Annotated in this window: 24 protein-coding genes; 16 read left to right on the top strand and 8 right to left on the bottom strand. The window is 73.3% G+C overall.

The window, feature by feature from the left end:
- The first annotated feature begins 201 nt into the window (after window positions 1-201).
- The 3 genes from ACZ6EG_RS14165 (at window position 202) to sucD (ending at window position 4,267) form a co-directional block, all read left to right on the top strand.
- Window positions 202-1,317 (top strand): hypothetical protein, encoded by a 1,116-nt coding sequence (locus tag ACZ6EG_RS14165; protein ID WP_469604502.1) that lies wholly within the window; start codon window positions 202-204, stop codon window positions 1,315-1,317.
- A gap of 856 nt (window positions 1,318-2,173) precedes the next feature.
- Window positions 2,174-3,355, top strand: coding sequence for an ADP-forming succinate--CoA ligase subunit beta (gene sucC, locus ACZ6EG_RS14160; RefSeq protein WP_053135877.1), 1,182 nt, complete (start codon window positions 2,174-2,176; stop codon window positions 3,353-3,355).
- Window positions 3,356-3,382: 27 nt separating this feature from the next.
- Window positions 3,383-4,267: a succinate--CoA ligase subunit alpha gene (gene sucD / locus ACZ6EG_RS14155; RefSeq protein WP_391969891.1), complete on the top strand. Its 885-nt coding sequence runs from the start codon at window positions 3,383-3,385 to the stop codon at window positions 4,265-4,267.
- Window positions 4,268-4,349: 82 nt separating this feature from the next.
- On the opposite strand, the gene ACZ6EG_RS14150 is transcribed toward sucD, so the two are convergent.
- Window positions 4,350-5,657, bottom strand: a complete 1,308-nt coding sequence (locus ACZ6EG_RS14150; RefSeq protein ID WP_469604497.1) for a helix-turn-helix domain-containing protein — start codon at window positions 5,655-5,657, stop codon at window positions 4,350-4,352.
- A 96-nt stretch (window positions 5,658-5,753) separates the two neighbouring features.
- On the opposite strand from ACZ6EG_RS14150, the gene ACZ6EG_RS14145 reads away from it, so the two are divergent.
- Window positions 5,754-7,484, top strand: a complete 1,731-nt coding sequence (locus tag ACZ6EG_RS14145) for a cell division protein PerM (RefSeq protein WP_469604494.1) — start codon at window positions 5,754-5,756, stop codon at window positions 7,482-7,484.
- 60 nt (window positions 7,485-7,544) lie between these two features.
- Here the strand turns inward: ACZ6EG_RS14145 and ACZ6EG_RS14140 are convergent, their stop codons facing one another.
- Window positions 7,545-8,351: a hypothetical protein gene (locus ACZ6EG_RS14140; protein ID WP_469604491.1), complete on the bottom strand. Its 807-nt coding sequence runs from the start codon at window positions 8,349-8,351 to the stop codon at window positions 7,545-7,547.
- 348 nt (window positions 8,352-8,699) lie between these two features.
- Here ACZ6EG_RS14140 and purN point away from each other — a divergent pair, with 348 nt between their 5' ends.
- Both purN and purH read left to right on the top strand, forming a co-directional pair.
- The gene (gene purN, locus ACZ6EG_RS14135; protein ID WP_384695082.1) at window positions 8,700-9,338 is read left to right on the top strand and encodes a phosphoribosylglycinamide formyltransferase; all 639 of its coding nucleotides are present in this window, start codon (window positions 8,700-8,702) and stop codon (window positions 9,336-9,338) included.
- Window positions 9,335-10,900, top strand: a complete 1,566-nt coding sequence (gene purH / locus ACZ6EG_RS14130; protein ID WP_391969887.1) for a bifunctional phosphoribosylaminoimidazolecarboxamide formyltransferase/IMP cyclohydrolase — start codon at window positions 9,335-9,337, stop codon at window positions 10,898-10,900. Before purN ends, purH begins: the two co-directional genes overlap by 4 nt.
- A 76-nt stretch (window positions 10,901-10,976) precedes the next feature.
- Here the strand turns inward: purH and ACZ6EG_RS14125 are convergent, their stop codons facing one another.
- Window positions 10,977-11,354: an ATP-binding protein gene (locus ACZ6EG_RS14125; RefSeq protein WP_469604487.1), complete on the bottom strand. Its 378-nt coding sequence runs from the start codon at window positions 11,352-11,354 to the stop codon at window positions 10,977-10,979.
- Complete coding sequence (locus tag ACZ6EG_RS14120) at window positions 11,351-11,554, bottom strand: hypothetical protein (protein WP_469604484.1); 204 nt, start codon at window positions 11,552-11,554, stop codon at window positions 11,351-11,353. The genes ACZ6EG_RS14125 and ACZ6EG_RS14120 overlap by 4 nt, the downstream gene beginning before the upstream one ends.
- A 121-nt stretch (window positions 11,555-11,675) precedes the next feature.
- On the opposite strand from ACZ6EG_RS14120, the gene ACZ6EG_RS14115 reads away from it, so the two are divergent.
- Both ACZ6EG_RS14115 and ACZ6EG_RS14110 read left to right on the top strand, forming a co-directional pair.
- The gene (locus tag ACZ6EG_RS14115; protein WP_469604481.1) at window positions 11,676-12,584 is read left to right on the top strand and encodes a helix-turn-helix domain-containing protein; all 909 of its coding nucleotides are present in this window, start codon (window positions 11,676-11,678) and stop codon (window positions 12,582-12,584) included.
- Window positions 12,508-12,705 (top strand): DUF397 domain-containing protein, encoded by a 198-nt coding sequence (locus ACZ6EG_RS14110; RefSeq protein WP_469604478.1) that lies wholly within the window; start codon window positions 12,508-12,510, stop codon window positions 12,703-12,705. The genes ACZ6EG_RS14115 and ACZ6EG_RS14110 overlap by 77 nt, the downstream gene beginning before the upstream one ends.
- 120 nt (window positions 12,706-12,825) lie before the next feature.
- Here the strand turns inward: ACZ6EG_RS14110 and ACZ6EG_RS14105 are convergent, their stop codons facing one another.
- The 4 genes from ACZ6EG_RS14105 to ACZ6EG_RS14090 all read right to left on the bottom strand — a co-directional run bounded on the left by ACZ6EG_RS14105 (window position 12,826) and on the right by ACZ6EG_RS14090 (window position 16,416).
- Entirely contained in the window at window positions 12,826-13,293 is a 468-nt protein-coding gene (locus ACZ6EG_RS14105; protein WP_469604475.1) for a hypothetical protein, read from the bottom strand.
- A 97-nt stretch (window positions 13,294-13,390) separates the two neighbouring features.
- Window positions 13,391-14,959, bottom strand: a complete 1,569-nt coding sequence (locus tag ACZ6EG_RS14100) for a protein kinase domain-containing protein (RefSeq protein WP_469604472.1) — start codon at window positions 14,957-14,959, stop codon at window positions 13,391-13,393.
- Window positions 14,956-15,702: an FHA domain-containing protein gene (locus ACZ6EG_RS14095; RefSeq protein WP_356601915.1), complete on the bottom strand. Its 747-nt coding sequence runs from the start codon at window positions 15,700-15,702 to the stop codon at window positions 14,956-14,958. The genes ACZ6EG_RS14100 and ACZ6EG_RS14095 overlap by 4 nt, the downstream gene beginning before the upstream one ends.
- 126 nt (window positions 15,703-15,828) lie before the next feature.
- Window positions 15,829-16,416 (bottom strand): hypothetical protein, encoded by a 588-nt coding sequence (locus tag ACZ6EG_RS14090; protein ID WP_391969880.1) that lies wholly within the window; start codon window positions 16,414-16,416, stop codon window positions 15,829-15,831.
- 348 nt (window positions 16,417-16,764) lie between these two features.
- On the opposite strand from ACZ6EG_RS14090, the gene ACZ6EG_RS14085 reads away from it, so the two are divergent.
- The 8 genes from ACZ6EG_RS14085 to ACZ6EG_RS14050 all read left to right on the top strand — a co-directional run bounded on the left by ACZ6EG_RS14085 (window position 16,765) and on the right by ACZ6EG_RS14050 (window position 26,304).
- The gene (locus tag ACZ6EG_RS14085; RefSeq protein WP_356601919.1) at window positions 16,765-17,619 is read left to right on the top strand and encodes a bifunctional methylenetetrahydrofolate dehydrogenase/methenyltetrahydrofolate cyclohydrolase; all 855 of its coding nucleotides are present in this window, start codon (window positions 16,765-16,767) and stop codon (window positions 17,617-17,619) included.
- Window positions 17,609-18,166: a DUF3017 domain-containing protein gene (locus ACZ6EG_RS14080; RefSeq protein WP_391969879.1), complete on the top strand. Its 558-nt coding sequence runs from the start codon at window positions 17,609-17,611 to the stop codon at window positions 18,164-18,166. The genes ACZ6EG_RS14085 and ACZ6EG_RS14080 overlap by 11 nt, the downstream gene beginning before the upstream one ends.
- 389 nt (window positions 18,167-18,555) lie before the next feature.
- Window positions 18,556-19,842, top strand: coding sequence for a helix-turn-helix domain-containing protein (locus ACZ6EG_RS14075; RefSeq protein ID WP_469604467.1), 1,287 nt, complete (start codon window positions 18,556-18,558; stop codon window positions 19,840-19,842).
- A gap of 401 nt (window positions 19,843-20,243) precedes the next feature.
- Window positions 20,244-21,233: a malate dehydrogenase gene (locus ACZ6EG_RS14070; protein WP_391969877.1), complete on the top strand. Its 990-nt coding sequence runs from the start codon at window positions 20,244-20,246 to the stop codon at window positions 21,231-21,233.
- A 168-nt stretch (window positions 21,234-21,401) separates the two neighbouring features.
- A complete protein-coding gene (locus tag ACZ6EG_RS14065) occupies window positions 21,402-23,159 on the top strand; it encodes a hypothetical protein (RefSeq protein WP_469604464.1) in 1,758 nt (585 codons plus the stop codon).
- Entirely contained in the window at window positions 23,146-23,499 is a 354-nt protein-coding gene (locus ACZ6EG_RS14060; RefSeq protein ID WP_361012625.1) for a hypothetical protein, read from the top strand. The genes ACZ6EG_RS14065 and ACZ6EG_RS14060 overlap by 14 nt, the downstream gene beginning before the upstream one ends.
- A gap of 367 nt (window positions 23,500-23,866) precedes the next feature.
- Entirely contained in the window at window positions 23,867-24,589 is a 723-nt protein-coding gene (locus ACZ6EG_RS14055) for a hypothetical protein (protein WP_469604461.1), read from the top strand.
- Between the two features lie 194 nt (window positions 24,590-24,783).
- The gene (locus tag ACZ6EG_RS14050) at window positions 24,784-26,304 is read left to right on the top strand and encodes an aldehyde dehydrogenase family protein (RefSeq protein ID WP_391969873.1); all 1,521 of its coding nucleotides are present in this window, start codon (window positions 24,784-24,786) and stop codon (window positions 26,302-26,304) included.
- Window positions 26,305-26,363: the final 59 nt, after the last annotated feature.

Raw genomic sequence — 26,363 nt, 5'->3', positions numbered from 1 at the left:
CTTGTCGCTGCGAGACGCCCCGCTTCCCCTTCCCTCTTCCATAAAAGGGACATGACTGCTCATCGGTGACGACGGGCTTGCGTACCTGCCGGAGTTCCGTGCGAGGATCGCGCGTCGTATCGATGTGTTGTTCGATGCCCGCGCTGTCCGGTGAAGTGTCCGGTGCGCGTGCCCGTTCCGTCGTGCGGAGGAATCTCCCCTTTGAGCTGGCCAGCGGTTCTGCCCGGTGCCGCCCCGCGTGTCATGCGCGCGGCGGCAGGGCGGCGTGCGCTGCACGTGGGACTGCTGGTGGCCGGCTTGTTCGTGCTCGGGGTGCTGTGCGGGGAACGGGCGCGGGCGACCGAAGAGGCGCCGTCGGTGAGGGACACGGTCCACCAGGTGATCGATGTCCCCCAGGACCAGCACGGGGGCCGGGCCGAGTCCCACACCCAGGCCCACACCCGGACCGAGGCTCCGACTCCGACCCGGCGTCCGAGGGCCGGCGTTCAGGAGTCCGGGGCCCTCGCCGAGAACGCCGACCTGGTGCTGCCGGGACTCGGCCCCGTGACTGCGGGACTCCGTCCGCTGACGGAAGACGTCGTCCGGCCCGTGCGGGAACGAGTCCTGGAGCCCGTCGGGAACGCGGTGGAGGCGGTGGACGGAGAGCTCGGTGCGCTCGTGCGGGCGCAGGTGCCGCCGTCGGCGGCGCTGCCGATTCCGTCCCTCCCCACCCTGCCTTCCGCATCCACCTCGCCTTCCACTCCCTCCCTCCCGGACTCGCCCTCCCTCCCGGACTCGCCCTCCCTTCCGGACCTGCCTTCCCTTCCGGACCCGTCCCACCCGTCGGCCTCGCCCGGCCTGCCGGAGCTGCCCGAGCCGACAGGCCCGGCCGGTCCCGTCCCGCCCGGCGGACCGGCCCAGGAGCCCTCGGCCCCGGAGCCGGACGCCTCCGACGACGTCAGCACCTCCCGAGACGCCGGCACCTCTGACGAGGCAGGCGCCCGAGCCTCCGCCGACGGAGCCGCCGGCGTCGCAACCGCCGCGCACGGGCCGGAACAGGTGGGTGACGGGCCGTCCACCGCGGCCCGCGTCGACACTCGGCGCGTCCAGTCGGCCCCCGCCGGACAGGCTCCCGTCCGCCGGGCGCCCACCGGCGACCCCGACGGCACGCTGGGCGCCGGGGCGGGTGCCGACCACGGCGCGCCGCGCCACGGCGACGCGCACGCGGTCACCCCGCATCACCGGATCCCCTTCCGGCTCGTGCCCGGCGCCGTCGAGCGCGCCGACGCGGCGGAGACCCGGGACCGGTACCGGGACATTCCCGTCTCGCCCGCCTAGGCAGGGCCTCCCCCCGCCACAGACCTGCCGCCGCGCGCGATGCGGGGGCGGGCGGTCAGCCCACGGCTCATCGCCCACGGCTCCCACGGCTCACCGCCCATGGCTCCCACGGCCCACGGCCCACGAGTCACCGCCCGCTGCCCGCCGTCCCTGCCGGCACACCGGAGAACCGTCGCTCCTCCAGGCGGACGTCGTCGGTTTCCCGCAGAAGCCGTCGGGTCCGGCCGGCCCCGCCCTCGACGGTCGGCCCGGTGGAGCCACATCCGCCCACCTGGACATCAGGTGGAGCACGAGCTTCGCGGGGCACGGGGCCCTGGACGGTCCGGCCGAAAGCCGTCGGCCGCCGTCCGGCCGCATCCCCGCGGATCGGGTGGAGCGGTCCCCATTGGGGTGGGGACCGGCCGCCCACACCTCCAGGGCCGCACCCTGCGGTCCCTACGGGGGCGTTCCACGGGCCTCACCGGGCCGACCCCAGCCCGGTGAGGCCCGCACCACCCGGACGAGGTCCGCACCACCCCGACGAAGCCCGCGTCGGCCCAGGAGACCAGCGGCAGACCAGCGGCAGACCAGCGTCACCCGGCGCCCCGTGTCCAGGTCCGCCCCGTCGTGCAGGCCGGCGGGCCTCACATCCGGCACCCCGTGCCAGTGAGCGCGGCATCATGTGACAGGCATCACCGCTCAGGTGTGACCCACGATTTAGAGACCCTCCGCATGCGGCGATAACCTGCGAGACGGACATGCCGCGCGCTCGGACACCGTGTGCGCCCCCCTTGTGACACAGCGGACGTCACGTTGCCCTTCGCGGCACGCCCACGCATCCAACGAACCGCTAGATCACTGATAGGGACGGAAGCGCGTGGACCTGTTCGAGTACCAGGCGAGGGACCTCTTCGCCAAGCACGATGTACCGGTGCTGGCCGGTGAAGTCATCGACACGCCTGAGGCGGCGCGCGAGATCACCGAGCGTCTGGGCGGCAAGTCCGTCGTCAAGGCGCAGGTGAAGGTCGGTGGTCGTGGCAAGGCCGGTGGCGTGAAGCTGGCCGCCTCCGCGGACGAGGCCGTCGCCCGCGCGACGGACATCCTCGGCATGGACATCAAGGGCCACACGGTCCACAAGGTGATGATCGCCGAGACCGCCCCCGAGATCGTCGAGGAGTACTACGTCTCCTTCCTCCTCGACCGTGCCAACCGCACCTTCCTCTCCATCGCCTCCGTCGAGGGCGGCATGGAGATCGAGGAGGTGGCGGCCACCCGTCCGGAGGCCGTCGCCAAGACCCCGATCGACGCGATCGACGGCGTGACGCCGGAGAAGGCGCGCGAGATCGTCGAGGCCGCGAAGTTCCCGGCCGAGGTCGCCGACAAGGTCGCCGACATCCTGGTCAAGCTGTGGGACACCTTCATCAAGGAGGACGCCCTCCTGGTCGAGGTCAACCCGCTGGCCAAGGTCGTCTCCGGTGACGTCATCGCCCTCGACGGCAAGGTGTCGCTGGACGACAACGCCGAGTTCCGTCACCCCGACTTCGAGGCCCTCCACGACAAGGCCGCGGCCAACCCGCTCGAGGCCGCCGCCAAGGAGAAGAACCTCAACTACGTCAAGCTCGACGGCGAGGTCGGCATCATCGGCAACGGCGCGGGTCTCGTCATGAGCACCCTGGACGTCGTCGCGTACGCCGGTGAGAAGCACGGCAACGTGAAGCCCGCCAACTTCCTGGACATCGGCGGCGGCGCCTCCGCCCAGGTCATGGCGAACGGCCTGGAGATCATCCTCGGCGACCCGGACGTCCGTTCCGTGTTCGTCAACGTCTTCGGCGGCATCACCGCCTGCGACGAGGTCGCCAACGGCATCGTCCAGGCGCTGAAGCTCCTGGAGGACCGCGGCGAGAAGGTCGAGAAGCCGCTCGTCGTCCGTCTCGACGGCAACAACGCCGAGCTGGGCCGCAAGATCCTCACCGACGCCAACCACCCGCTGGTCCAGCGCGTCGACACCATGGACGGCGCGGCCGACAAGGCCGCCGAGCTGGCCCACGCCGCCAAGTAAGCACTCAGGACGAGGACAGAACACACCATGGCTATCTGGCTCAACAAGGACAGCAAGGTCATCGTCCAGGGCATGACCGGCGCCACCGGCATGAAGCACACCAAGCTCATGCTCGGTGACGGCACCGAGGTCGTGGGCGGCGTGAACCCGCGCAAGGCGGGCACCTCCGTGGACTTCGACGGCACCGAGGTACCGGTCTTCGGCACCGTCAAGGAGGCCATCGAGAAGACCGGCGCCGACGTCTCCGTCATCTTCGTGCCGGAGAAGTTCACCAAGGACGCCGTCGTCGAGGCCATCGACGCCGAGATCCCCCTGGCCGTCGTGATCACCGAGGGCATCGCCGTGCACGACTCGGCCGCCTTCTGGTCGTACGCCGGCAAGAAGGGCAACAAGACCCGGATCATCGGCCCGAACTGCCCCGGCATCATCACCCCGGGCCAGTCCAACGTCGGCATCATCCCGGGCGACATCACCAAGCCGGGCCGCATCGGCCTGGTGTCGAAGTCCGGCACGCTGACGTACCAGATGATGTACGAGCTGCGGGACATCGGCTTCTCGACCGCCGTCGGCATCGGTGGCGACCCGATCATCGGCACCACGCACATCGACGCGCTCGCCGCGTTCGAGGCCGACCCCGAGACCGACCTGATCGTCATGATCGGCGAGATCGGTGGCGACGCCGAGGAGCGTGCGGCGGAGTACATCTCGAAGAACGTGACCAAGCCGGTCGTCGGCTACGTCGCGGGCTTCACCGCGCCCGAGGGCAAGACCATGGGCCACGCCGGCGCCATCGTCTCCGGTTCGTCCGGCACCGCCCAGGCGAAGAAGGAGGCCCTGGAGGCCGCCGGCGTCAAGGTCGGCAAGACGCCGACCGAGACGGCGAAGCTCGCCCGGGCCATCCTGGCCGGCTGACCGCCGCACCGGCACACCGAACGGCCCGCTCCCGGCACCCGGGAGCGGGCCGTTCGGTTTCCCCACGCCATCCGGTCCTCCGTCAGTCGAGGCGGGGCGTCAGGCGCTCCGGCCCGTGCTGCAACTGGTCCCGCAGTTTCTGCCGCAGCTCCAGCTGCTCGTCCGACAGCGCTCCCGGCGCCACCCGGGGCGGCACTCCCCGCACCGTCTCGCCCGGGGACACGGGCGGCTCGTAGTGCGTGGGCGCGGTGCGCAGGGTCAGGGCGGTGGTGCCGATGAGGGCGACCGTGAAGGCGATCGCGGCCCGGGTCCGGTACCGCGCCCGGCGTTCGCTGCCCCGCCGCACCGTCGGTGGCCGGGCCGCCCGCAGCCGCTCGGCCGACGCCACCTCGGCCAGCCGCCGGTGCAGCACCTGCGGGTCGGCCAGCTCGGGCAACCGGTCGGCGAGGGCCTCGCGGGCACGCAGCAGCCGGTTCGCCGCCGTCGGTGTGCTCGCCTCCGTCTCGGCGGCCGTCTCGGGCAGGCCGAGGCCCACACCGTCGTAGAGCACCAGCGTGCGGCGGCGCGGCGGGGGGAGCCGCAGCAGGGTGTTCAGCAGGGTGCGGTCGCCGGGGTCGGCGGGCGGGGGCTCCGGGTGCCGGTGACGCAGCCGGAACCGCTGCCACGGCGACAGCGCGTACTCGTACGCCGTCGCCCTCACCCAGCCCACCGGGTCGCGATCGCGGGCCACCTCCGGCCATCGCTCCCAGGCGGACTGGAAGGCACGCTCCACCGACTCGCGCGCCAGCTCGCGTCGGCCGGTCAGCAGGTAGGCCTGCCGCACCAGGGCGGGGGCGCTGAACTCGTACAGTGCGTCGAAAGCCTGAGCGGGTGTCATGCCGAGCGGCGCGAGTCCCGGCTCCGGCCCCGACAAGGGGCCCGCGCCCGGCTCAGTACCCGCGTCCGACACCGCCCCCGCGCCCGACACCGTCCCCGGACCGGAAGCCGCTCCCGCCCCGGCCCCGGGCTCCGCCCCGGACTCCGCCTCCGCCCCGGCTCCCGAAGCCCCCGGCTCGATCCCCGACTCCCGTCCGTCCAGCGGTTTCGCGGGGAGGACGAGGCTGTCGGTGGCCTCGTCCGCGGGGGCACCCGGTCCGGCGCCGACCGCCACGACGACGGGCACCGGCTCCGCCTGCCGGGACGCCGCCTCCTCGGCCAAGGTGGTCAGCAGCTTCGCGTACGCCTCCCGTTTCCGGCCACGTGGAGTCGTGCGGCCGCTCTCCCACGCACGGACCGTCTCGTGGGTGACGCCCACCCGCGCCGCGAGCTGAGCCTGGGTCAGCGCGGCGTTCTCCCGCAGGCGTCGGCGTGCCTTGGGCGGAGGCAGCGGGGTCGCAGGGCTCCGTGTCACAGGGCGCCCCTTCGTACGAAAAAGTACATAAACATATATTGAGCGACACAACGGTCGTTCGCCTGTTACGCCGGGAAAGCGCGTGTCGTTGGGAGCATGGCGGGCGTGACCCAGACGACCGCTCACCGAGCCCCGTTGTCCCTGCTGCACACCCGTTGGCGTGACCGTTCGCCCGGACTGGGCGCGGGCCTTCTGGGCGGCACGCTCGCCGCGTTCCTCGGACTGGTCTCGTGCGCCGCGCTCGTCGCCCTGCTCTGGATCAGTTCGCCGTACCCCGACAGCGGTCCCGGCGGTGCCCTGCACGTCGCCACGGCGCTGTGGGTGCTGGCACACGGGGTCGACCTGGTCCGCCTCGACACGCTCTCCGGCGTCCCCGCGCCCATGGGCGTCACCCCGCTGCTGCTGCTCCTGCTGCCGGTGTGGCTGGTGCACCGTGCGGCCCGGGACGCCACGGACCCCGGGGACGGTGTGGGGGTGGCCGTGGGCGCGGGCCCGCGAGCGGGGGCCGGTGGGCGTCCGGGCGGACCGCCGGACGCCGGGCCGCCCCCCGTCTCCGCGCGGATCGCCTGGTCAGGGGTCGTCCTCGGGTACCTCGCCGTGGCCGCGCCCGTCGTCCTCTACTCGGCGGACGGTGTGCTGCGGCCGTCCTGGTGGGGGGCGGTGGTGTGCCTGCCGCTGCTCACCATGGGCGCGGCGGGCGCGGGTGTGTGGACGGCGTTCGGCCGGCCGGGCGGGCCGGTGGGGCGGGCGCTGCGCGTGCTGCCCCGGGAACTGCGGGAGCTGATGGTGGAGCCGGACGCCCGCCTGGGCGCCGCGACGCGTGCCGCGGGCGCCGGCGCGGCCGTGCTGGTCGGTGGCGGCGCGCTGCTGCTCGCGGTCTCACTGGTCTGGCACTCGGCCGCCGCCCAGGAGGCGTTCCTGCGGCTGACCGAGGGCTGGTCGGGCCGGTTCGCCGTACTGCTCCTCTGCCTGACCCTGGTGCCCAACGCGGCCGTCTGGGCGTCGGTGTACGCCCTCGGCCCCGGGTTCGTGCTCGGCACCGGGCATGTCGTCGGCCCCCTCTCCTCCGCCCCGGCACCACTGCTGCCGCCGTTCCCGCTGCTGGCGGCGGTGCCGGACGCGGGCCCCGGGACCCCGCTGCACTGGGCGGCCGCGGCGGTGCCGCTCGCGGCGGGGGCGGTGGTGGGCTGGTTCACGGCACGGGCCGCGACACCCGCGGCGACGGAGTACGAGGAGGGGACCGGGGTGTGGTCGTGGCGGCGGACCGTCGTCGCGGCCGTACTGGCCGCCGTCCTGTGCGCGACGCTCGTCGCCCTGCTGGCCGCGCTCGCGGGCGGTCCGCTCGGCGGGGCCGGCCTCGCCCGCTTCGGGCCCGTGTGGTGGCAGGCCGGCGGCGCGACGCTGGGATGGATCGCGGTGGTGGCGGTGCCGGTGGCGTCGGTGGTGCGCGCGTGGCGGCAGCACGGCCCCACGGCGAAGGCGTCCGAGGCGCCGGCGTCCGGCACCGGCGGCACCGGCGACGGCGGCGGGCGTCGCTGGGGCCGTGGGCCGGAATCCGGCAGCGGGAACGGGGACGGGAACCGGGACGGAGCCAGCGGCCGACGCCGGTGGCGCCTGGGACCGGTGTCCGAGGTGTGGCGTCGCCGGGGGCGCAAGCAGGCGAAGGCGAGCGGCGACGGCGGCAGGGGCGCGGGCGCGGGCGGCGCGGAGGGGGACGAGGACGCCGTGCCCTTCGGGCTCTACGACGGGGACGGCGCCGACGCCGACAAGGCGCCCTACGACCTCCTGCCGGCCGATCCCCCCGGGGAGCCGCCCCGGGCGTCCTGAGGAGGCCCCGGAGCCCCGGCGCCTCCCTCTCCCGCGAGCCGGAGAGCCGGCCCGCGGGCGTCAGCCCTCCGTGCCCAGCAGGTCCCGGAACTCCTCGGGGAGGTGGGTCTCGCAGGACTGCCGCGCCTCGTTGGTCGGGGCGTCGGTCCGGCAGGTGTAGTAGTCGTTGAAGACCAGTTGGGCGCCGAAGGACGCGGCGACCAGCAGGATGGCCAGCGAAGCCGTGACCAGGCCACTGATCGAGGCGGTCCGCTGCGGGCCGCCGGACTGGCCCGCGGGCGCGGCCGGGGTGTCCGGGTCGGAGGCGGCGCGGGGCTTGGCGCGCAGGGCGCTGATGCCCCAGTAGAGCGCCAGCGCGCCGAGCAGCAGCGCCACGTACGGCCAGTCGAAGAGCGCGAAGAAGAGCGCCCACATGCCGCCCATCAGGGCATAGCGGGCACGCCGCTGCATGGGGTCCGTGGGGTCCCAGCGCGGGCCCGTGCCGCCGCCCGAGCCCTCGGGGCCGGGACCGGAGCCCGGGGCGCCGGGCCGCTCGCCGAAGCCGCCGGGGGAGCGGCCGGGCTGCCGGTCGCTCCACTGCCGGCCCCACGGGGAACGGCCGCCCTCGCCCCGGTCGCCGGACGGACCCCGGGAGTCGTCGTCACCCGACGGGTGCCGAGGCTGCCACGGACGGTCCGGCGTGCCCTCCGGGGGCGGGGCGAACGGGTTGTCCTGCTGGCCGGCGCCGTCCTGCCCGCCGCCGTTCCTCCCGTCCGAAGGGGTGTCGGGCGGTGAGGAGGGGCGCTCCCGCAGCAACACGGTGCTGCGCTCCCCTGGCTGCGCCGACTGCTGGGGGAGGGTGAGCAGTCGCAGGCTGCGGTCCGGCATCAAGTGAGCGTCTTCCCCTTGGCGATCGTGACGGTAAGGAACGGGCGAACGGGTCGGTACGACTGGTGAACGCCTGACACACGGGTCGCGTTCCCGGCCCGGCTCCACGCAGACGCTACCTCCCGGCCGCGCCCCCGTCCCGAGGGGGCCGTCCGGTGTGCCGGTATCGTTGCTGACGGTCGGCCGCTTCGTAGACTTCCCCGTATACCGGGGCGCGAAGCATTCGTACGACCGTACAAACCGATGAACGTGCACAACCGCCGGTCGCCTCCGACCGGCGGACGAGCGCAGCCGACGGCCGTACGAGACCGACCGCACCGACCCGCTCCCCCGAGAAAGGCCCCCACCGTGGCCGCCAAGCCCGTGGCCCAGCGAGCCAAGCGCCTCGTCGTGCTGGTCTCCGGTTCCGGCACCAACCTCCAGGCGCTCCTCGACGAGATCGCCGCCACCGGGGTCGAGGCCTACGGGGCCGAGATCGTGGCCGTCGGCGCGGACCGCGAGGGCATCGAGGGGCTGGCCCGCGCCGAGCGCGCCGGGCTGCCGACCTTCGTGCGGAAGGTCAAGGACCACGGGACCCGTGAGGAGTGGGACGCCGCGCTCGCCGAGGCCGTCGCCGCGCACGAGCCGGACCTCGTCGTCTCGGCCGGGTTCATGAAGATCGTGGGCAAGGAGTTCCTGGCCCGCTTCGGGGGGCGGTTCGTGAACACCCACCCCGCCCTCCTCCCCAGCTTCCCGGGAGCCCACGGCGTGCGGGACGCGCTCGCGTACGGCGCCAGGGTCACCGGCTGCACCGTCCACTTCGTCGACGACGGCGTCGACACCGGGCCGATCATCGCGCAGGGCGTGGTGGAGATCCGGGACGAGGACGACGAGAGCGCTCTGCACGAGCGCATCAAGGAAGTCGAGCGAAGGCTGCTCGTCGATGTCGTGGGGCGGCTCGCCCGCAACGGCTATCGCATCGAGGGACGAAAGGTAGTTATCCAGTGACCGCCGAGAGCAACAAGCGGGCCATCCGTCGCGCGCTGGTCAGCGTCTACGACAAGACCGGGCTGGAGGATCTCGCCCGCGGGCTCCACGAGGCGGGCGTCGAACTCGTCTCCACCGGCTCCACGGCCGGCCGTATCGCCGCCGCCGGCGTCCCGGTCACCAAGGTCGAGGAGCTGACCGGCTTCCCCGAGTGCCTGGACGGCCGCGTCAAGACCCTGCACCCCAAGGTGCACGCCGGCATCCTCGCCGACCTGCGCCTGGACAGCCACCGGCGGCAGCTCGGCGAGCTGGGCGTGGAGCCGTTCGACCTGGTCGTGGTCAACCTCTACCCGTTCCGCGAGACCGTCGCCTCGGGCGCCACCCCCGACGAGTGCGTGGAGCAGATCGACATCGGCGGCCCCTCCATGGTCCGCGCCGCCGCCAAGAACCACCCCTCCGTCGCGGTCGTCACCAGCCCCGCCCGGTACGCCGACGTGCTCTCCGCGGTCAAGGACGGCGGCTTCGACCTCGCCGCCCGCAAGCGGCTGGCCGCGGAGGCCTTCCAGCACACCGCCGCCTACGACGTGGCCGTCGCCTCCTGGTTCGCCTCCGAGTACGCCCCCGTCGACGAGACCCGGTTCCCGGACTTCCTCGGCGCCACGTACGACCGCGCCCACACCCTGCGCTACGGCGAGAACCCGCACCAGCCGGCGGCCCTCTACACGTCCCCCGAGGGCGGCGGCCTCGCCCGTGCCGAGCAGCTGCACGGCAAGGAGATGTCGTACAACAACTACACGGACACGGACGCCGCCCGCCGTGCCGCGTACGACCACGACGAGCCCTGCGTCGCGATCATCAAGCACGCCAACCCGTGCGGCATCGCGGTCGGCGCGGACGTCGCCGAGGCCCACCGCAAGGCGCACGCCTGCGACCCGCTCTCCGCGTTCGGCGGCGTGATCGCGGTCAACCGCCCGGTGTCCAAGGAGATGGCCGAGCAGGTCGCGGAGATCTTCACCGAGGTCATCGTCGCGCCGGACTACGAGGACGGCGCGCTGGAGGCCCTCGCCAAGAAGAAGAACATCCGCGTGCTGCGCGCCCCCGAGGCGCCCGCCGCCCCGGTCGAGGTCAAGCCGATCGACGGCGGCGCCCTCCTCCAGGTCACCGACCGCCTCCAGGCCGAGGGCGACGACCCGGCCACCTGGACGCTTGCCACCGGCGAGGCCCTCTCCCCGTCCGACCTGGCCGACCTGGCCTTCGCGTGGAAGGCCTGCCGCGCCGTCAAGTCCAACGCGATCCTCCTCGCCAAGGACGGCGCCTCCGTCGGGGTCGGCATGGGCCAGGTCAACCGGGTCGACTCCGCGAAGCTGGCGGTCGAGCGGGCGGGCGCCGAGCGCGCCGAGGGCGCGTACGCCGCCTCCGACGCCTTCTTCCCCTTCCCGGACGGCCTGGAGATCCTCACCGCGGCCGGCGTGAAGGCCGTGGTCCAGCCCGGCGGCTCGGTCCGCGACGAACTGGTCGTCGAGGCGGCGAAGAAGGCCGGCGTCACGATGTACTTCACGGGGACGCGGCACTTCTTCCACTGACGCGGCACGCGAGGGCGCCCCGGTGCACCGGCACCGGGGCGCCCTCCGTCGTCCCCGCACCGAGCGCGGCCGTCCCTCAGTCCTCCCCGGGTCGGACCTCGCACCAGACCGTCTTGCCACAACGCCCCTGCTCGACGCCCCAGCGCAGCGCCACCGCGGCCAGCAGCGGAAGGCCCCGGCCGCTCTCGTCGTCGTCGCGGGCGCGGCGCGGCGCGAGCCGGGTGTGCGGTGCGAGGTCGGTGACTTCCAGTCGTACGCGGTCCCGTGTCCGCGTCAGCCGCAGGGCCACCGGAGTGCCCTCGCCCACGTGGTCGATGACGTTCGTCAGCAACTCGCTGACGCAGAGCTGGACGTCCGGGCAGGGGAAGCCCAGGTACGCGCGGACGTGGCGGCGGGCCTCCGGGACCGCCTTGGGGAGCGCGAGCAGGTCCAGCACGAGGGGGTCGGGACTCACGTGCCGGCCGCCTTGCGCAGAACGGCGGTCAGGGCACGGGCGGTCTCCTCGTTGCAGTTGCCGAGCGCGATGAGCGGCGGCGTGCGGTACACGCTCGCGAAGGTCGGCAGGTCGGTTCCCAGGGACGGGAGCGTGATGCCGTGCGCCGCCAGGGCGGCCCGGAGTTGTTCGACTTGAGACGTCGTGTCGTGGGGGTGCATGCAGTACGCCTTTCACGTCCAGTGCGTTCCGTGACGGATCGCTCACAGAGTGACGCGGGCCGGGGTACCGTGACAGACGTTTCGGTTGCGCACGGTAACTGGTGAACGGCGGTGGTGGGTGGTGCCTCCTCGTAAGGACACGGACGCCTCGGCGAGCGTCCCCTGCTTCTACGGCGCGGAGTTGCGCTTCCAGCGGGAGCAGGCGGGGCTGACACTGGAGCAGTTGGCGGCAGGCAGCTTCCGGGGGATCTCGTTCCTGAGCCAGATCGAGCGCGGTGAGCGGGGGATGCCGATGGATCTGGCCCGGCATGTGGACGAACGGCTGGGGACGGACGGGTTTTTCCAGCGGCGGTGTGAAGACGCGGCGCGGGCGCGGCGGGTGGGTATCGCCGAGTACTTCGCGGATATCGCCGAACTGGAGAGGCAGGCGGAGGGCATCGAGGAGTGGGCGCCCTTGCTCGTTCCGGGCTTGTTGCAGACCAGCGCGTACGCGCGCGCGATCACGAAAGCGGCGATGTGGCGGGCGTCGGACGACGTGATCGCGGAGAGGGTCGGTGCTCGACTGGAGCGGTCCCGGCTCTTCGAGGGCGAAGCCCCGCCCAGGTTCTGGGCGATCCTGGACGGCTCCGTGATCCGGAGGCGGGTGCTGCCGCCCGCGGGAATGGCCGAACTGCTGAGCCACATCGCAGCACGGGTCAAGGCCACGCGGTCCATTCTGCAAGTCGTGCCGGAAACCGCCGCAGTTCACCCCTTGATGATGGGGATGGCCAAGATCATGACCTTTTCCGACGCGCCCCCGCTGGTGTACACCGAAGGGGAGCACAGCGGTCAGGTCATCGACTATCCGGCTCTCGTGAAGGACTATCGCGAGTCATACGATCTGCTCAGGGCCGCCGCCCTGCCGCCGGAGGCGTCCCTGGCCATGATCGAGGCTGCGGCTGAGGAGTACCGGAATGAAGCCCAACAGCAGGATCGACCTGAACTCCGTGCAGTGGCGCAAGAGCAGTTACAGCAACGGGACCGGGGGTGACTGTGTCGAGGTGAGCGACGATCTCCCCGGTCTCGTCCCCGTCCGTGACTCCAAGAACCCGCACGGCCCCGCCCTGCTCTTCCCCTCCGCGGCCTGGTCGGCCTTCGTCGGCGCGCTCTGAGCCGGGCTCAGGTCAGCCCTCCCACAGCGCCCGCCACCGCGGGCATTGGCATCACAAGGCCCCCGGGCCCTCCAGGGAGGGGCCGGGGGCCGCCGTTCGCCGGCCGGCGAACGGAGTGGATCAGCAGGGGCGCAGCGACCAGATCGGGTCCCACGTCGCGGTGCCCGCCTGGTAGGCCGTCGAGGTCCAGCGGACGCTTCCGTCCTGGTTGAAGAACTTGGCGACCGTGCCGCGCGTCTGGTTGTTGGTGAACGGCCCGTCACCGGTCCAGTTGGTGAGGTTCCATGTCTGGCACTTGTAGAAGTCGAACTTGGTGCCCTTGACGACCATGCACAGGTGGCCGTAGTCGCAGGCCAGGTCCTGGGCGCCCATGGTCCGGGGCGCCTCGGTGACGGTCAGGCCCTCGTACTTCACCGCGTCGGCGGTCACCCGGAGCGGTTCGGGCCGGTCGGCCAGCACCTGTTCGGCCGCCTGCTGGAGCGCGGTCACCCGGGTGCCGGCCGGGTCGGCGGCGGTGGCCGCGGCCGTGGAGCCGGCGACCAGGGCCGAGGCCGCGACGAGCAGCGCGGCGGGCTTGAAGATGTTCACTGTGGTTCCCCCATGAACGTCGGTGTCGTACCGCCGAAGCGGTGTGCTCACACCGTGCCCGTGCCGCCCGCCGCGCGGTACCTGCCACTTCACAGGGTCACTTCGCGCCCCGCGGCGTGTACTCCTTGAGGTGGTGGGCGACGCGGTCGGCGTAGTCGCGGTACTTCGGGGGAACACCGCCCGCGTCGTTCACCTTGTCGTACGACGTCCGGTAGGCGACCGCGATCAGCACCCGGCGGTCTCCCGGCAGGCGGGCGTCGAGGCGCGGCGCGATCCAGCACAGGTAGCGGCCCATCGCCGGGATGGACTCGGCGGGCGGGAACGGCGGCTCGGGGACGGTGGTGCCGGGGGTGCCGTCCTCGTTCATCCACCAGCGCAGCACCTTCGGGGTCCAGCGGGCGATGCCGTACTCGTCCCGGGCGGGGTCGGAGAGGGCCGGGTCGAAGTCGCTCTCCACCTTCAGCATGGCGGCGATCAGGGGCGAGCTGACGTCCTTGCGATCGCAATCGTGTGCGGTCTCGACGATCAGCAGGCGGTAGGCGGGCGGCACGCCCCGGTCGGTGCGCAGCTCGTCCGCGCCGTAGGAGGCGGCGGAGACGTTCGTCGCGGTGGCGCCGGTGCCCTGGGCCCCCGGCCCGGAGCCGCCGCCCTCGTCGTCGTCGCGGACGGCGAGGCCGTACCCGAGCGCGGCGGCGGTCGCTGCGGCGGTCAGGGCGAGGGCCACCCGCCGGGTGCGGGCGCGGCGCGGGACGGACCGCCCGATGCGGATACCGGACGCCGCCGCGACCCGCCGGGACAGGGCGTCCGTGCCGATGCGCTCGGCGTGCGTACGGGTCAGGCAGGCCCGCACGATCTCCCGCCACTCCTCGGGCAGCGCGGGGGACAGCCGCAGCTCCTCGGTGCCGCGGGCGTAGGCGGCGCCGGCGTCGCGGCGGGCCGCGGGGGTGCCGCCGGGCAGGGGGAAGGAGCCGCTGAGCACGAGGTGGGCGAGGACGCCGAAGGCCCACACGTCGGCCGAGGGGCGGACCCGGCGGCCGCGTTCACCGATCTCGGACCAGAGCAGTTCGGGCGGCGTGTAGTCGGGGGTGGAGAAGGCGGGCGTGTAGGCGTGGGTGCCCTCCAGCTCGGCGGCCATGTTGAAGTCGGCGAGCCGGACCGAACCGTCCGCCATCAGCAGCACGTTGGCCGGTTTCAGGTCGCCGTGCACCCACCCGGCACCGTGCAGCTGGGCCAGGCCCTCGCACACCTCGGCGACCAGCGCGGCGCCGCCGGCCGGACGGGGCCGCGCGGACAGCAGGGCGGCCAGGGACCCCTCCGCCTTCTCCAGCACGAGGACGGTGGCACCGTCGAGGGCGGGGCGGGCCGGGTCGTCGACGACCAGTGTCTCGTACATCCGCACCAGCCGGGGCCTGCGCAGCCTGCGGTGCAACTCGACCTCTCGCTCGACGAGTTCGCGCAGGTGGGTGAGCTGGCGCGGGGTGCCCGTCCCGGTGGGCAGGAACTTCAGGGCGGCCGTGTGCGGCAGCCTCCCGTCGGCACCGTCACCACCGTCGACGCGGCGGGCCTCGTACACGCTGCCGAAGGCGCCCGTCGCGATCGGCGCCCGTACCTCCCAGCCGCCGACCCGGTAGCCCTTCGGGACGGCGACGGCGTACGGCTCGGTCACCGCGGCACCCGGCGCGGCGGTGGGGCGAGGACCACGAGGTCGTCCTCCCGCACGAGGTCGAAGCGGAGCGCCATGGAGACCAGCGACTCCTTCTTGCCGTTGAGCCGCGCGCCCGCCTCCGCCGTCTCCGGCCCCGGCTTCAGGCGCAGCTTCACCGCCAGGTAGTCGATGTTCCACTGGACGGTCGTGCGCGAGGCGGCCGGCCAGCCGGGCCGCAGCCGCTCGACGACCTGCTCGACGGTCGGCAGCGGCGCGTGCGGCGCCCCGCGCAGCCGCGGCTCGCACAGGGCGGCCAGGACGGCGAAGTACCGCTTGGTGCGGTCGACGGAGAAGGCCGGGGCGGTCGGCTCGCCGTCGGTGCCGTCCTCGGCGCGCAGGTAGTCGTGGCGCGGCGCCCACACCTCGACCGGCAGCAGGTCGCCCGCCGCGGGCAGCACGATCCGGGAGAACTCGAAGGGCACCGGGGCGTCCAGCCGGCCCGGCGCCACCTTGATGTGCTCGCCGGCGCCCTCGGGGTTCTCCACCACGTACGTCTGGTGGGCCGAGAGGTTGCTCACGGTCCAGAAGGTGCCGTGCGCGGTGATCTCACCCGCTCTGCGGGACACCCCGTCGTGCCCGATCAGCAGGCCGCCCTCGGGCACGGCCCGCCCGAAGACGAGCCGTTCGCCGGGGGCGAGTCGGAGCTGGGTGCGGGTGCGTTCGTCCTCCGTGGTCGGCGGAGGTACCACGATGATGCTGTACAAGGTGCGTCTCCCCGTGCCTGACGGCTACCCGGGCCAGACTATTGCGACGCACCAGGGCCGTGCCCCCCTCGTACGGGTGAGACACGGCCCTGTGACGTGATTGGCGAGAAAGCGTTCCGCGGCGGGTCAGTAGCGCGGGCGCTTGAACCAGGCGGCGCCGTTCGCATTGCCGACGAACACCGCGATCAGGATGCCGAGCACCAGATGGATGATGCCGAAAATGGTGAACGGGTAGACGGCGAGGATCGCGGTCAGGATGCCGAAGACCAGCGCGGTCACGCGCAGACCGCTGCCGCCGGCCGCGAACTTCACCGCCAGGACGGCCGCCCAGACGCCCCAGACCAGCGCGAGCACCGCGATGCCCCACAGGGCGCCGGTCGGGTAGTCGGCCAGCCCCTCGAAGGCGGGATCGTCCTTGGCCTGGTCGACGGCGACGGCCGAGAAGGCGAAGAGGGCCGTGCCGATCACCTGGAAGCCGACGATGACCCAGAGCATGACCCGGGCGGCACCGACGGTGCCGGGCATCGTGGTGGGCGCGCCGCCGCCGTAGGGCTGCTGCACGGGCGGCGCCGACGGGTAGCCGTAGCCGGGCTGTCCCTGCTGCTGGGGATAGCCGTAGCCGGGCTGGCCCTGGGGCGGCTGCTGGGGGTGGCCGTAGCCCGGTTGCTGGCCCTGCGGCGCACCGTAGGGATTGTTCGGGTCGCCGAAACTCATGGCGGGACTTCCTCCGTCGCTGTCACGTGCGGGGACGACGCGCGGCCCGGCTCGGAGGAGGTACGTCGTTGCGGTTCGTCCCCCCGGTACGGCCCCGCGGCACTGTGCACCCCAATCGTTCTTGACCCGTCTCTCGCTTGTCCAGCCCGGCAGCGAGGTGTTGTGCAAGTGCAACCACGTCGATCATGGACGGACACGCGTGAAGTGTTCCGTGATGTCGGTTTACTGGCGATTTGACGGTGCTTTGTCGTCGATCCGGTGCCCGGTCGGTGTCCGGGCGGCCTCCGCTCACCGTCCGGATCATGACCGGATTGGAACCGGGGGCCGGTCATCCGCGAGGATGGGGGCATGACCGCCCAGATTCTCGATGGCAAGGCCACCGCAGCCGCGATCAAGTCCGAACTGACCGCCCGCGTGGCGGCGCTGAAGGAGAAGGGCGTCACGCCCGGCCTCGGCACGATCCTCGTCGGGGAGGACCCCGGCAGCCAGAAGTACGTAGCCGGCAAGCACCGCGACTGCGCCCAGGTGGGCATCGCCTCCATCCAGCGCGAGCTGCCCGCCACGGCGACGCAGGAGGAGATCGAGGCGGTCGTCCGCGAGCTGAACGAGGACCCGGCCTGCACCGGCTACATCGTCCAGCTCCCGCTGCCCCGGGGCATCGACGAGAACCGCATCCTGGAACTGATGGACCCGGACAAGGACGCGGACGGCCTGCACCCGATGAACCTCGGCCGTCTCGTGCTGAACGAGCCGGCCCCCCTGCCCTGCACCCCGAACGGCATCCTCACCCTGCTGCGCCGCTACGGCGTGGAGATCAAGGGCGCCGAGGTCGTGGTGGTCGGCCGCGGTGTCACCATCGGCCGCCCGATGCCGCTGCTGCTCACCCGACGCAGCGAGAACGCCACCGTGACCCAGTGCCACACCGGCACCCGCGACCTGGCCGCCCACCTCAAGCGCGCGGACATCGTCATCGCCGCCGCCGGCTCCCCGCACCTGGTCCGCCCCGAGGACGTGAAGCCGGGCGCCGCCGTCCTCGACGTCGGCGTCTCCCGCAACGCCGAGGGCAAGATCATGGGCGACGTCCACCCCGGCGTGTCCGAGGTCGCCGCCTGGATCTCCCCGAACCCGGGCGGTGTCGGCCCCATGACCCGCGCCCAGCTGCTCGTCAACGTGGTCGAGGCGGCGGAGCGCAGTGCCGGCTGACGACACGCGCGCAGAGGACCAGGAGCGCGCAGAGGGCCAGGAGGACGGCGAGCGCGCCGAGGGCCGTACGCGCGCGGAGGCTCCGGCGGCCCCCGAGTACGGGGAGGAACTCACCGTCCGGGACCCCGTCAGCGCGCCCGACGCCGAGGGCAGGCCACGGCGGTCCACCCGCCGGTTCCCCCTCTTCACCCGTGACACCGCGCGCCCCGAGGGCGGCGGCCGGGCCGCCACCGCCGACGCGCCCGCGCCCGCCCGGCAGTGGCCGATCCTGCTCGTGGTCGGCCTGGTCGGGATCGGCCTCCTGCTCAGCGCGCTGGACGTGTTCCGCTGGGGTCTGGTCCTGATCGGCGCCGCGCTGCTCGGCGGCGCCGTGCTCCGCTGGGTGCTGCCCGACGTCGGCATGCTCGCCGTGCGCTCGCGCTTCACCGACATCGCCACCTACGGCGTCCTCGGCCTCTCCATCGCGCTGCTGGCGCTGATGGCCCAGCCGGACCCGCTGCTGGAGATCCCGTTCCTGAAGGACACCCTGCACTTCACGGTGAGCTAGGAACGGGGCGCGACGGCCCGTCCTCCACCCCCGTGGAAGGACGGGCCGTCGCCGCGACCCACCTTCCTGTACGCCGAACGCCCTGTTCAACGCCTGGCAGGCCGCTGTGGCACGGAAGTGACCGTTCCGCTACTCCGTCACGCGAGCCGTGAAAAAGAGGGTTCGGTGCGGGGCACGGTGACGCCGGTGGGACACTGGACCGCGGGCCGGTGGGCGTGCGACGGTGCATGCCCACGGCCCCTGTGCTCCTGTGCGCCCCCACCCCGGGAACTGACTTCCTGACCGGGCGCATCCCTGTGGGTAGCCAGAACGAGGACTCCGCGCGGGACGCCGCGTGCGAGGACAACGGGGAACGAACAGCACGTCACCGGGGGGAAGAGGGGGAAGCAATGCCTCGTTGGAAGGCCTTGCCGGAAGAACTCGATCCGCAGATCAAGGAGTTCACCAGCCAGCTGCGTCGACTCGTGGACCGCAGCGAGCTGGGCATCGCGTCGGTGGCCGACGCCACGGGCTACAGCAAGACGTCCTGGGAGCGCTATCTGAACGGCCGGCTGCTGGCGCCGAAGGGCGCCATCGTGGCCCTGGCCGAGGTGACGGGGACCAACCCCGTCCACCTGACCACCATGTGGGAGCTGGCGGAGCGTGCCTGGAGCCGCTCCGAGATGCGCCACGACATGACCATGGAGGCCATCCGGATCTCGCAGGCACGCGCCGCGCTCGGCGAGCTGGGCACGCCCGCGACCGCGTCGGGCAACGGCGGCAGGAACGGCAGGGGAAGCCGCTCCGGCCGCCACGGCGGGGGAGCGACGGCCACGCCCGGGATCGCCGGGCCGGCCGGTGTCGCGCCCACCCTGCCGCCGGCGGTCCCCGTGCAGCCGACGGCCGCCGACAGCCCCGACTCCGCCGTCGGCACGGCGCGGAGCGGCGGTGCGCCGGGCTTCCCCTCCGTCCCGTCCTCCGGCGACGCGACCGACGGCAACTCATGGAACATCGCGGGGTACCGGGGGCCGGCACCGACCGGTGACCGCACGGCGCGGCCCGCGCACCCGGCGGGCACCCGGGACGAGGCGGGGCCCGCGACCCCACCGGCCACCCCCGCCCCGGGCCACCGGGGGACCCCGGGCGCGCACGGCGAGCCCCCGCGCGGCGGCTCCCGCTCGCGGAACGGGTCCGCCGGTGGCGGCAGCAAGCGGACGGCGACGTTCGTCGCGGGTGTCGTCGGCGTGCTCGTCGTGATCGCGGGCGCCTTCTTCCTGCTGAACGACGGCGGTGACAAGAAGGACGAGGGCGCCGCGCCCTCCCCGTCGCCGACCGTCAGCAGCGACCCCGCGCTGCCGCCGGGCGTGAAGTGCAGCGGCGACTCCTGCACCGGCAAGGACCCGGAGGTCATGGGCTGCGGCGGCGACCTGGTGACCACCGCCGCGACCGCCACCGTCGGCACGGCCGCCGTCGAGGTCCGCTACAGCAAGACCTGCGGTACCGCGTGGGCCCGCGTCACCCAGGCCGCACAGGGCGACGAGGTCCAGGTGAGCGCGGACGGCAGGAACGCCCAGACGGGCTCGGTCACCGGGACCGGCGACACCGTCGCCTACACGCCGATGGTGGCGGTGAAGTCCCCGGCCGACGCCGAGGCGTGCGTGACGCTGGCCTCGGGCCAGAAGGGGTGCACGGAGTAGACGGGCGGCGGTTCCCGACGGCCGGAAAAGAAAATCCGCTCCGGACACGCATGGCCCGCGCCGAGTCGGGCACGCGAAAAGTACCCCCACGGGAGTCCGGCAACGGCACCCCCGAACGGCGGTCGCCTTCGTCCCTCCTCTCCCGGACAGGCGGCCGCCTCACTCATGCCCCCGCTCGCACCGTGCCGCGGCACCCCGGGCCCCCGCCCCCCCAGGCACCCCCGCCCTCCGCGGCGCCCGGGTGACCCGGCGGCGCCTGTGGGCCGGGCCACACGGGCCCGGACGTCCCGCGCACCGCGGGCGCGATAGCCTGACGGCTGCATGGATCTCTTGATACCAAGAGATCGATCAGACGCCCGGGGCAGGGACGCCCCACCGCCAGCTGTCATACGGAGAACGCCATGACCCGCACTCCCGTGAACGTCACCGTCACCGGCGCGGCCGGCCAGATCGGTTACGCCCTGCTCTTCCGCATCGCCTCCGGCCAGCTGCTCGGCGCGGACGTGCCGGTCAAGCTCCGCCTCCTGGAGATCACCCCGGCGCTCAACGCCGCCGCGGGCACCGCGATGGAGCTGGACGACTGCGCGTTCCCGCTGCTCCAGGGCATCGAGATCACCGACGACCCGAACGTCGCCTTCGACGGTGCCAACGTCGCCCTCCTCGTGGGCGCCCGCCCGCGCAGCAAGGGCATGGAGCGCGGTGACCTCCTGGAGGCCAACGGCGGCATCTTCAAGCCGCAGGGCAAGGCCATCAACGACCACGCCGCGGACGACATCAAGGTCCTCGTGGTCGGCAACCCGGCCAACACCAACGCCCTGATCGCCCAGGCCGCCGCCCCGGACGTACCGGCCGAGCGCTTCACCGCGATGACCCGCCTGGACCACAACCGCGCGCTGACCCAGCTCGCGAAGAAGACGGGCGTGTCGGTCACCGACATCAAGCGCCTGACCATCTGGGGCAACCACTCCGCCACCCAGTACCCGGACATCTTCAACGCCACCATCGCCGGCAAGAACGCCGCCGAGGTCGTGAACGACGAGAAGTGGCTGGCCGACGACTTCATCCCGACCGTCGCCAAGCGCGGCGCCGCCATCATCGAGGCCCGCGGCGCCTCGTCGGCCGCGTCCGCCGCCAACGCCGCCATCGACCACGTCCACACCTGGGTCAACGGCACCGCCGACGGCGACTGGGCCTCCATGGGCATCCCGTCGGACGGCTCCTACGGCGTCCCCGAGGGCCTCATCTCCTCCTTCCCGGTCACCTGCAAGGACGGCAAGTACGAGATCGTCCAGGGCCTGGAGATCAACGACTTCTCCCGCGCCCGCATCGACGCCTCCGTCAAGGAGCTGTCGGAGGAGCGCGACGCGGTCCGCGGTCTCGGCCTCATCTGACCCACCGCACCGGCCCCCGGCACCGCCTCACGGGCGGTCCGGGGGCCGAGGTGTTCCCGGGTGCCCTGTCCCCGTTCGGGACGTGCGGGCCCGGTCGCTCCCCTATGCTGATGCCTCGTCAATTCGTCCGTCGACGACGACGGACTTCACGCGCATCGGGGGATCGGCGTGAGCACCGCCTACGTGCCGCAGCAACCACAGCAGGGCGACGCGGCGACACCGCCGGAACCCGCACCCGTCCCGCCGTACGCCAGCGAGGCCACCCGGCTGCTGTGCGCGGGCACCTACCTCGACCCCGCCTACCGGGACCGCGTCATCGAGGAGCTGTACCTCGACGAGCAGCGGATCGTGGCGCCGTCCCTCGGCTTCGACGCGGCCCGGGTCCTCGCACACGCCCTGCGGGCCCGCCGGCACGAGCTGCTGTGGTCCGCGGCCGTCATCGGGCTGTGGGTGGTGGGCCTGCCCCTCAGCGGCTGGCTGCTCGCCTTCTTCGTGTGGCCCAGCGTGCTGCTCGCCCTGGCCCCCTGGCTCCGCGGCCGCGCCGAGCAGCCGCCCCTGTACCGGCGGCTCGCGGCCTTCGTGGCCCGCTGGTGGGGCCGGCTGCAGTTCGCCTTCTTCCTGTTCGTGCTGGTCGCCTTCGCGTTCGGCGGCGGCGAGGACGACTCCTCCTACGGATCGTCGTCGTACGGCCCCTACGACTCGGGCGGCGGCGACTGGCAGGAGGCCACGGAGCTGCTCACCCCGTCCGTCGGGGGCGACCTGATCGAGGTGTGGCAGGCCTGGTTCGGGATCGCCGTCCTGGTGCTCATCGGACTCTGCGTGGCCGCGCAGCGCAACCAGTTCGCCCGCGCGCTCGCCGCCGAGCTGTCCCCGGGACGCTTCCCGGACGCGGCCGGTGACCCGGCGGAGAAGGGCGACGGCGCCCGCTTCCAGCGGATGATGCGGCGCATCCGGCTGGAACAGCACGCACCGCTGGTCATGTACAACGAGAGGCACCCCTTCTGCGGGGCGGGAGCGGCGTACGACACCTGGGTCCTGGCCGTCGAGCTGAAGCCGGACGAAGAGAGGAAGCAGCAGCCGCTCAGCAACCGCGCGATCCTGGACCGCGTCCGGCCTCTGATCGAACAGCTGCGCCTGCCCTCCGAGTACGCGGGCGCCCAGGTGCGCGACCGGTTGCGCCGGCTGGAGATCGACGAGTGCGTCTTCCTCCCGGTGGAGGGGCTGCTCGACCGTGAGCAGGCCCCGTACGGCTGGGAGCTGTTCGAGCAGCACCGGACGAGCGCCGTGGAGGAGGGTGCCGAGAAGCGGCGGCACTTCCTGCGGATCCGGGTCGGCGGCTGGGAGGAGGAGCTGGTCGTCACGGTCTTCGTGCGCCTGCACACGCAGGGCCGGATGCTGATGCTGGAGATCGCCCCGCACGTGCTGACGCCGGTGCGCGCGGACTTCAAGGACGCCGACCGCGCCTCCCACCGGTTCCGCAACAACAACGTGCTGGGCAAGGCGGCCGGCGCCGTCGTCCTGGTGCCCGGGTCCGTGGGCCGCTCCCTGGTCACCCTCGGCCGCGGCGCGGTGTACGGCTGGCGGCTGCTGACCGGCGGCCACACCGGCGCGCTTCCCGCCGGGCCCGCGGTCTCCGTACGGGAGCTGGCCTCGACGCCCACCGGGTCGACCTTCCAGGAGATGGACGTCAGCCGCTATCTCCGGAGCATCCAGGACCGGGTCGGGCACGGGGTGCGGCTGGCCCTGGCCGACGCCGGTTACGAGACCGGCGAGTTCGTCCAGAAAATCGTGAACCTCAGCAACGGCAGCACCTACATCGGCAACGCGGAGGGGGCGACCTTCGCCGTCGGCGACAAGGCGCACGTCTCGTCCACGTCGGGCGGCCGCGCGCCGCAGAAGGGATCCGGAAACCATGGCGGCACATGAGCCGAACGTGCACATCGGCAACGCGCAGGGGGCCACGTTCGCCGTCGGCGACAACGCGAACGTGACGGGCAACTACGGCACCGCGCCGGCGCGCGACGAGGCGGCTGAGGAGCTGCTGAAGGCGGTGCGGGAGCTGCGCGCCGACCTGGCCCGCATCCAGCGGACCGAGCAGACCGCCGAGCTGGACACCGCCCTCGCGGACACCGAGGAGGAGATCACCCGGACCGGCACGACCCCCGAGGGCCGTCTCCAGCGGCTGCGGACCGCGCTCGAGGACACGCAGACCGCCCTGTCGCTGTTCGCGTCCTTCGGGACGGTGGCCGGGCTGCTGGGGATGTGAACCGATGAGCGGGGGACAGCAGCGGTACTGGAACGAGGCCGCCCAGCGCTGGGAGGACGCGGCGGGGAGCACGACACCCGCCACCCCACCACCACCGCCCCGGCCGGGGCCCGTGCCCGAGGCACCCCGAACGCCCACACCCCAGGCACCCCAAGAGCCTCGGCCACCCCAGACACCCCAAGCGCCCCAGCCCCCGGGCTCCACCGGCCCCTCCGGCCCCTCCGGCGGCTCCGCGCCGGTACCGCCGCCCGTCCCCGGCCCCTGGTCCGCGCCCGAACTGCCGCATCCGGGGGCGCCACCGCCCGGATACCCGCCGGCCCCGGCCCCCGCCGGCACCGGCGGGCCCAGCCGCCGGCTGGTGTGGTCCGTGCTGGGCGGAGCCGCCGCGGCGGGAGCGGTGGTGGCCCTCGTGCTGACGCTGGTGGTCCCGGGGGACGACGGCACGGACGACCGCGGCGGCCGGGCGGCGGAGTCGGCGAGCGCCTCCGGGAGCGCGGATTCCCCGGCCCCCGAGCCCACCGCCCTGCGGACCGGGGAGACAGGAGAGACAGGGGAGTCCGCATCCCCCGAGGAGCCCTCGGGAGCGGTCACCGAGCCGCCCGACGGCTACGAGGTGCACGTCGACGAGGAGGGCTTCACCCTCGCCAGGCCCGAGGGCTGGGTGCGCGAGGAACTGCCCTCGGAGTACGGCATGGGCGTGGTCAACTACCGCAGCTCCGACGGCGAGCGGCGGCTGCAGGTCTACCAGGTGGCGGAGTCCTCGCCCGCCGCGTCCTTCGAGCTGTTCCTCTCCGACGCCACACCCAAGGGGGACGGTTTCCGCCGGCTCTCCCTGGAGACGCTGGACGACGGCGACTTCACCGGCTCCCGGCTGGAGTACCTCGTCGACTCCATCAAGAGGGAGCCGGAGATCGGACCCTGGCACGTCGTGGACGAGCGTTTCGTGGCCGCCGACGGCGAGGTGTACGCGATCGCCGCCTACGGAGCCGACGCCGACGGCCGGGAGGACGAGCGCGAGCTCCTGCGGACGGCGCTCGGCCACTTCTGCCCGCCGTCCACCTCCTGCCCGCCGGCAACCGGTGACCAGTAGCGGGCCACCGGACTCCGGCCCCCCCCCGCCGCGCGGGTGATGTATTCCGTTCTGCCCGATTGTTCAGTGACTCGGCACACTTCCGGCCCGGGATCCGCATGCATGCGGAGCCCGAGGGCATGAGCCCCCGGTCCCGTGGGCGACACGCATGTGACTCACGGGCGCTGAACAGGAACGGAAGGCATTCATCGATCATGGCGGACAGTACGGAACCTCAGGCACGCGAGACGATCCACGCCGATGGCGAGTGGCGGGCGGCCGTCTCGGGCGGCACCCGCGAGATCCTCGACCCCGCGGACGGCCTGCCCTTCGCCGTGGTCGCGGAGGGTGACGAGCAGGACGCCGACCTCGCGGTGGCCGCCGCCCGGCGCGCCTTCGACGAGGGGGAGTGGCCGCACACCCCGGTCGCCGCCCGCGCCGCCCTGCTGCGCCGCGTGGCCGACCTCCTGGTGCGCGACCGCGAGCGGCTCGGCCTGCTGGAGAGCCGCGACGCGGGCAAGACGGTGGAGGAGGGGCGGGTCGACATCGACTGCGTCGCCGACGCCTTCCGCTACTTCGCGGACCTGGTCGCCGGCGAGGCCCCCGGCCGGGTCGTCGACGCCGGCTCGCCCGATATCCACAGCGTCGTCGTGCACGAACCGGTCGGCGTCTGCGCGATGATCACGCCCTGGAACTATCCCCTGCTCCAGGCCAGCTGGAAGATCGCTCCGGCGCTCGCCGCCGGCAACACCTTCGTGATCAAGCCCAGCGAGATCACCCCGCTCACCACCGTCGCCCTGATCGACCTGCTGGTCGAGGCCGGCCTCCCCACCGGCGTCGCCAACCTCGTCACCGGCCCCGGCCACACGGTCGGCGCCCGGCTCGCCGAGCACCCCGGCGTCGACCTGGTCTCCTTCACCGGCGGCCTGGTCAGCGGCACCAAGGTCGCCCAGGCCGCCGCCGTCACCGTCAAGAAGGTCGCCCTCGAACTGGGCGGCAAGAACCCCAACGTGGTGTTCGCCGACGCCTGCGCGACCGAGGAGGGCTTCGACACCGCCGTCGACCAGGCCCTCAACGCCGCCTTCGTCCACAGCGGGCAGGTCTGCTCGGCGGGCGGCCGCCTGATCGTCGAGGAGTCGGTCCGCGAACGCTTCGTCACCGAACTCGCCCGCCGCGCCGAGCGGATCCGCCTCGGCCGCGGTACGGAGGAAGGCGTCGAGTGCGGACCGCTCGTCTCCGAGCAGCAGCGCGCCAGGACCGAGGACCTCGTCGCCTCCGCCCTCGCCGAGGGCGCCGAACTGCGCTGCGGCGGCAAGCGTCCCGCGCCCTCACCCCAGCGGCCGGAGAGCGGCTACTTCTACGAGCCGACCGTCCTCGACCACTGCCACCGCGGGATGCGGGTCGTACGGGAGGAGGTCTTCGGGCCGGTCCTCACCGTCGAGACCTTCCGCACGGAGGACGAGGCGGTAGCCCTCGCCAACGACACCGAGTACGGTCTGGCCGGTGCCGTCTGGACCGCCGACGCGGGACGGGCCCGCCGGGTCGCCGGCCGGCTGCGGCACGGCACCGTCTGGATCAACGACTTCCACCCCTACCTGCCGCAGGCCGAGTGGGGCGGCTTCGGCAAGAGCGGAGTCGGCCGCGAACTGGGCCCCGCGGGCCTCGCCGAGTACCGCGAGAGCAAGCACGTCTACCAGAACCTCGCCCCCGAGCCCGTCCGCTGGTTCGCCGGCTGACCGCACCCGCTCCCCGCACCCTCCGCGCCCCCGCACCATCCGCTCGCCCCACTGGAGTA

The organism is Streptomyces sp. NPDC041968 (genome assembly GCF_055589025.1).
Note: the sequence above shows the minus strand (reverse complement) of the source record. Positions and strands in the feature narration are given on the sequence as shown.

Coding starts and splice junctions, on each gene's coding strand:
- sucD (WP_391969891.1), top strand. CDS start 3,383: ATGGCTATCTGGCTCAACAAGGACAGCAAGGTCATCGTCCAGGGCATG.
- ACZ6EG_RS14145 (WP_469604494.1), top strand. CDS start 5,754: ATGGCGGGCGTGACCCAGACGACCGCTCACCGAGCCCCGTTGTCCCTG.
- ACZ6EG_RS14140 (WP_469604491.1), bottom strand. CDS start 8,351: ATGCCGGACCGCAGCCTGCGACTGCTCACCCTCCCCCAGCAGTCGGCG.
- ACZ6EG_RS14120 (WP_469604484.1), bottom strand. CDS start 11,554: ATGCACCCCCACGACACGACGTCTCAAGTCGAACAACTCCGGGCCGCC.
- ACZ6EG_RS14110 (WP_469604478.1), top strand. CDS start 12,508: ATGAAGCCCAACAGCAGGATCGACCTGAACTCCGTGCAGTGGCGCAAG.
- ACZ6EG_RS14090 (WP_391969880.1), bottom strand. CDS start 16,416: ATGAGTTTCGGCGACCCGAACAATCCCTACGGTGCGCCGCAGGGCCAG.
- ACZ6EG_RS14085 (WP_356601919.1), top strand. CDS start 16,765: ATGACCGCCCAGATTCTCGATGGCAAGGCCACCGCAGCCGCGATCAAG.
- ACZ6EG_RS14075 (WP_469604467.1), top strand. CDS start 18,556: ATGCCTCGTTGGAAGGCCTTGCCGGAAGAACTCGATCCGCAGATCAAG.
- ACZ6EG_RS14070 (WP_391969877.1), top strand. CDS start 20,244: ATGACCCGCACTCCCGTGAACGTCACCGTCACCGGCGCGGCCGGCCAG.
- ACZ6EG_RS14060 (WP_361012625.1), top strand. CDS start 23,146: ATGGCGGCACATGAGCCGAACGTGCACATCGGCAACGCGCAGGGGGCC.
- ACZ6EG_RS14050 (WP_391969873.1), top strand. CDS start 24,784: ATGGCGGACAGTACGGAACCTCAGGCACGCGAGACGATCCACGCCGAT.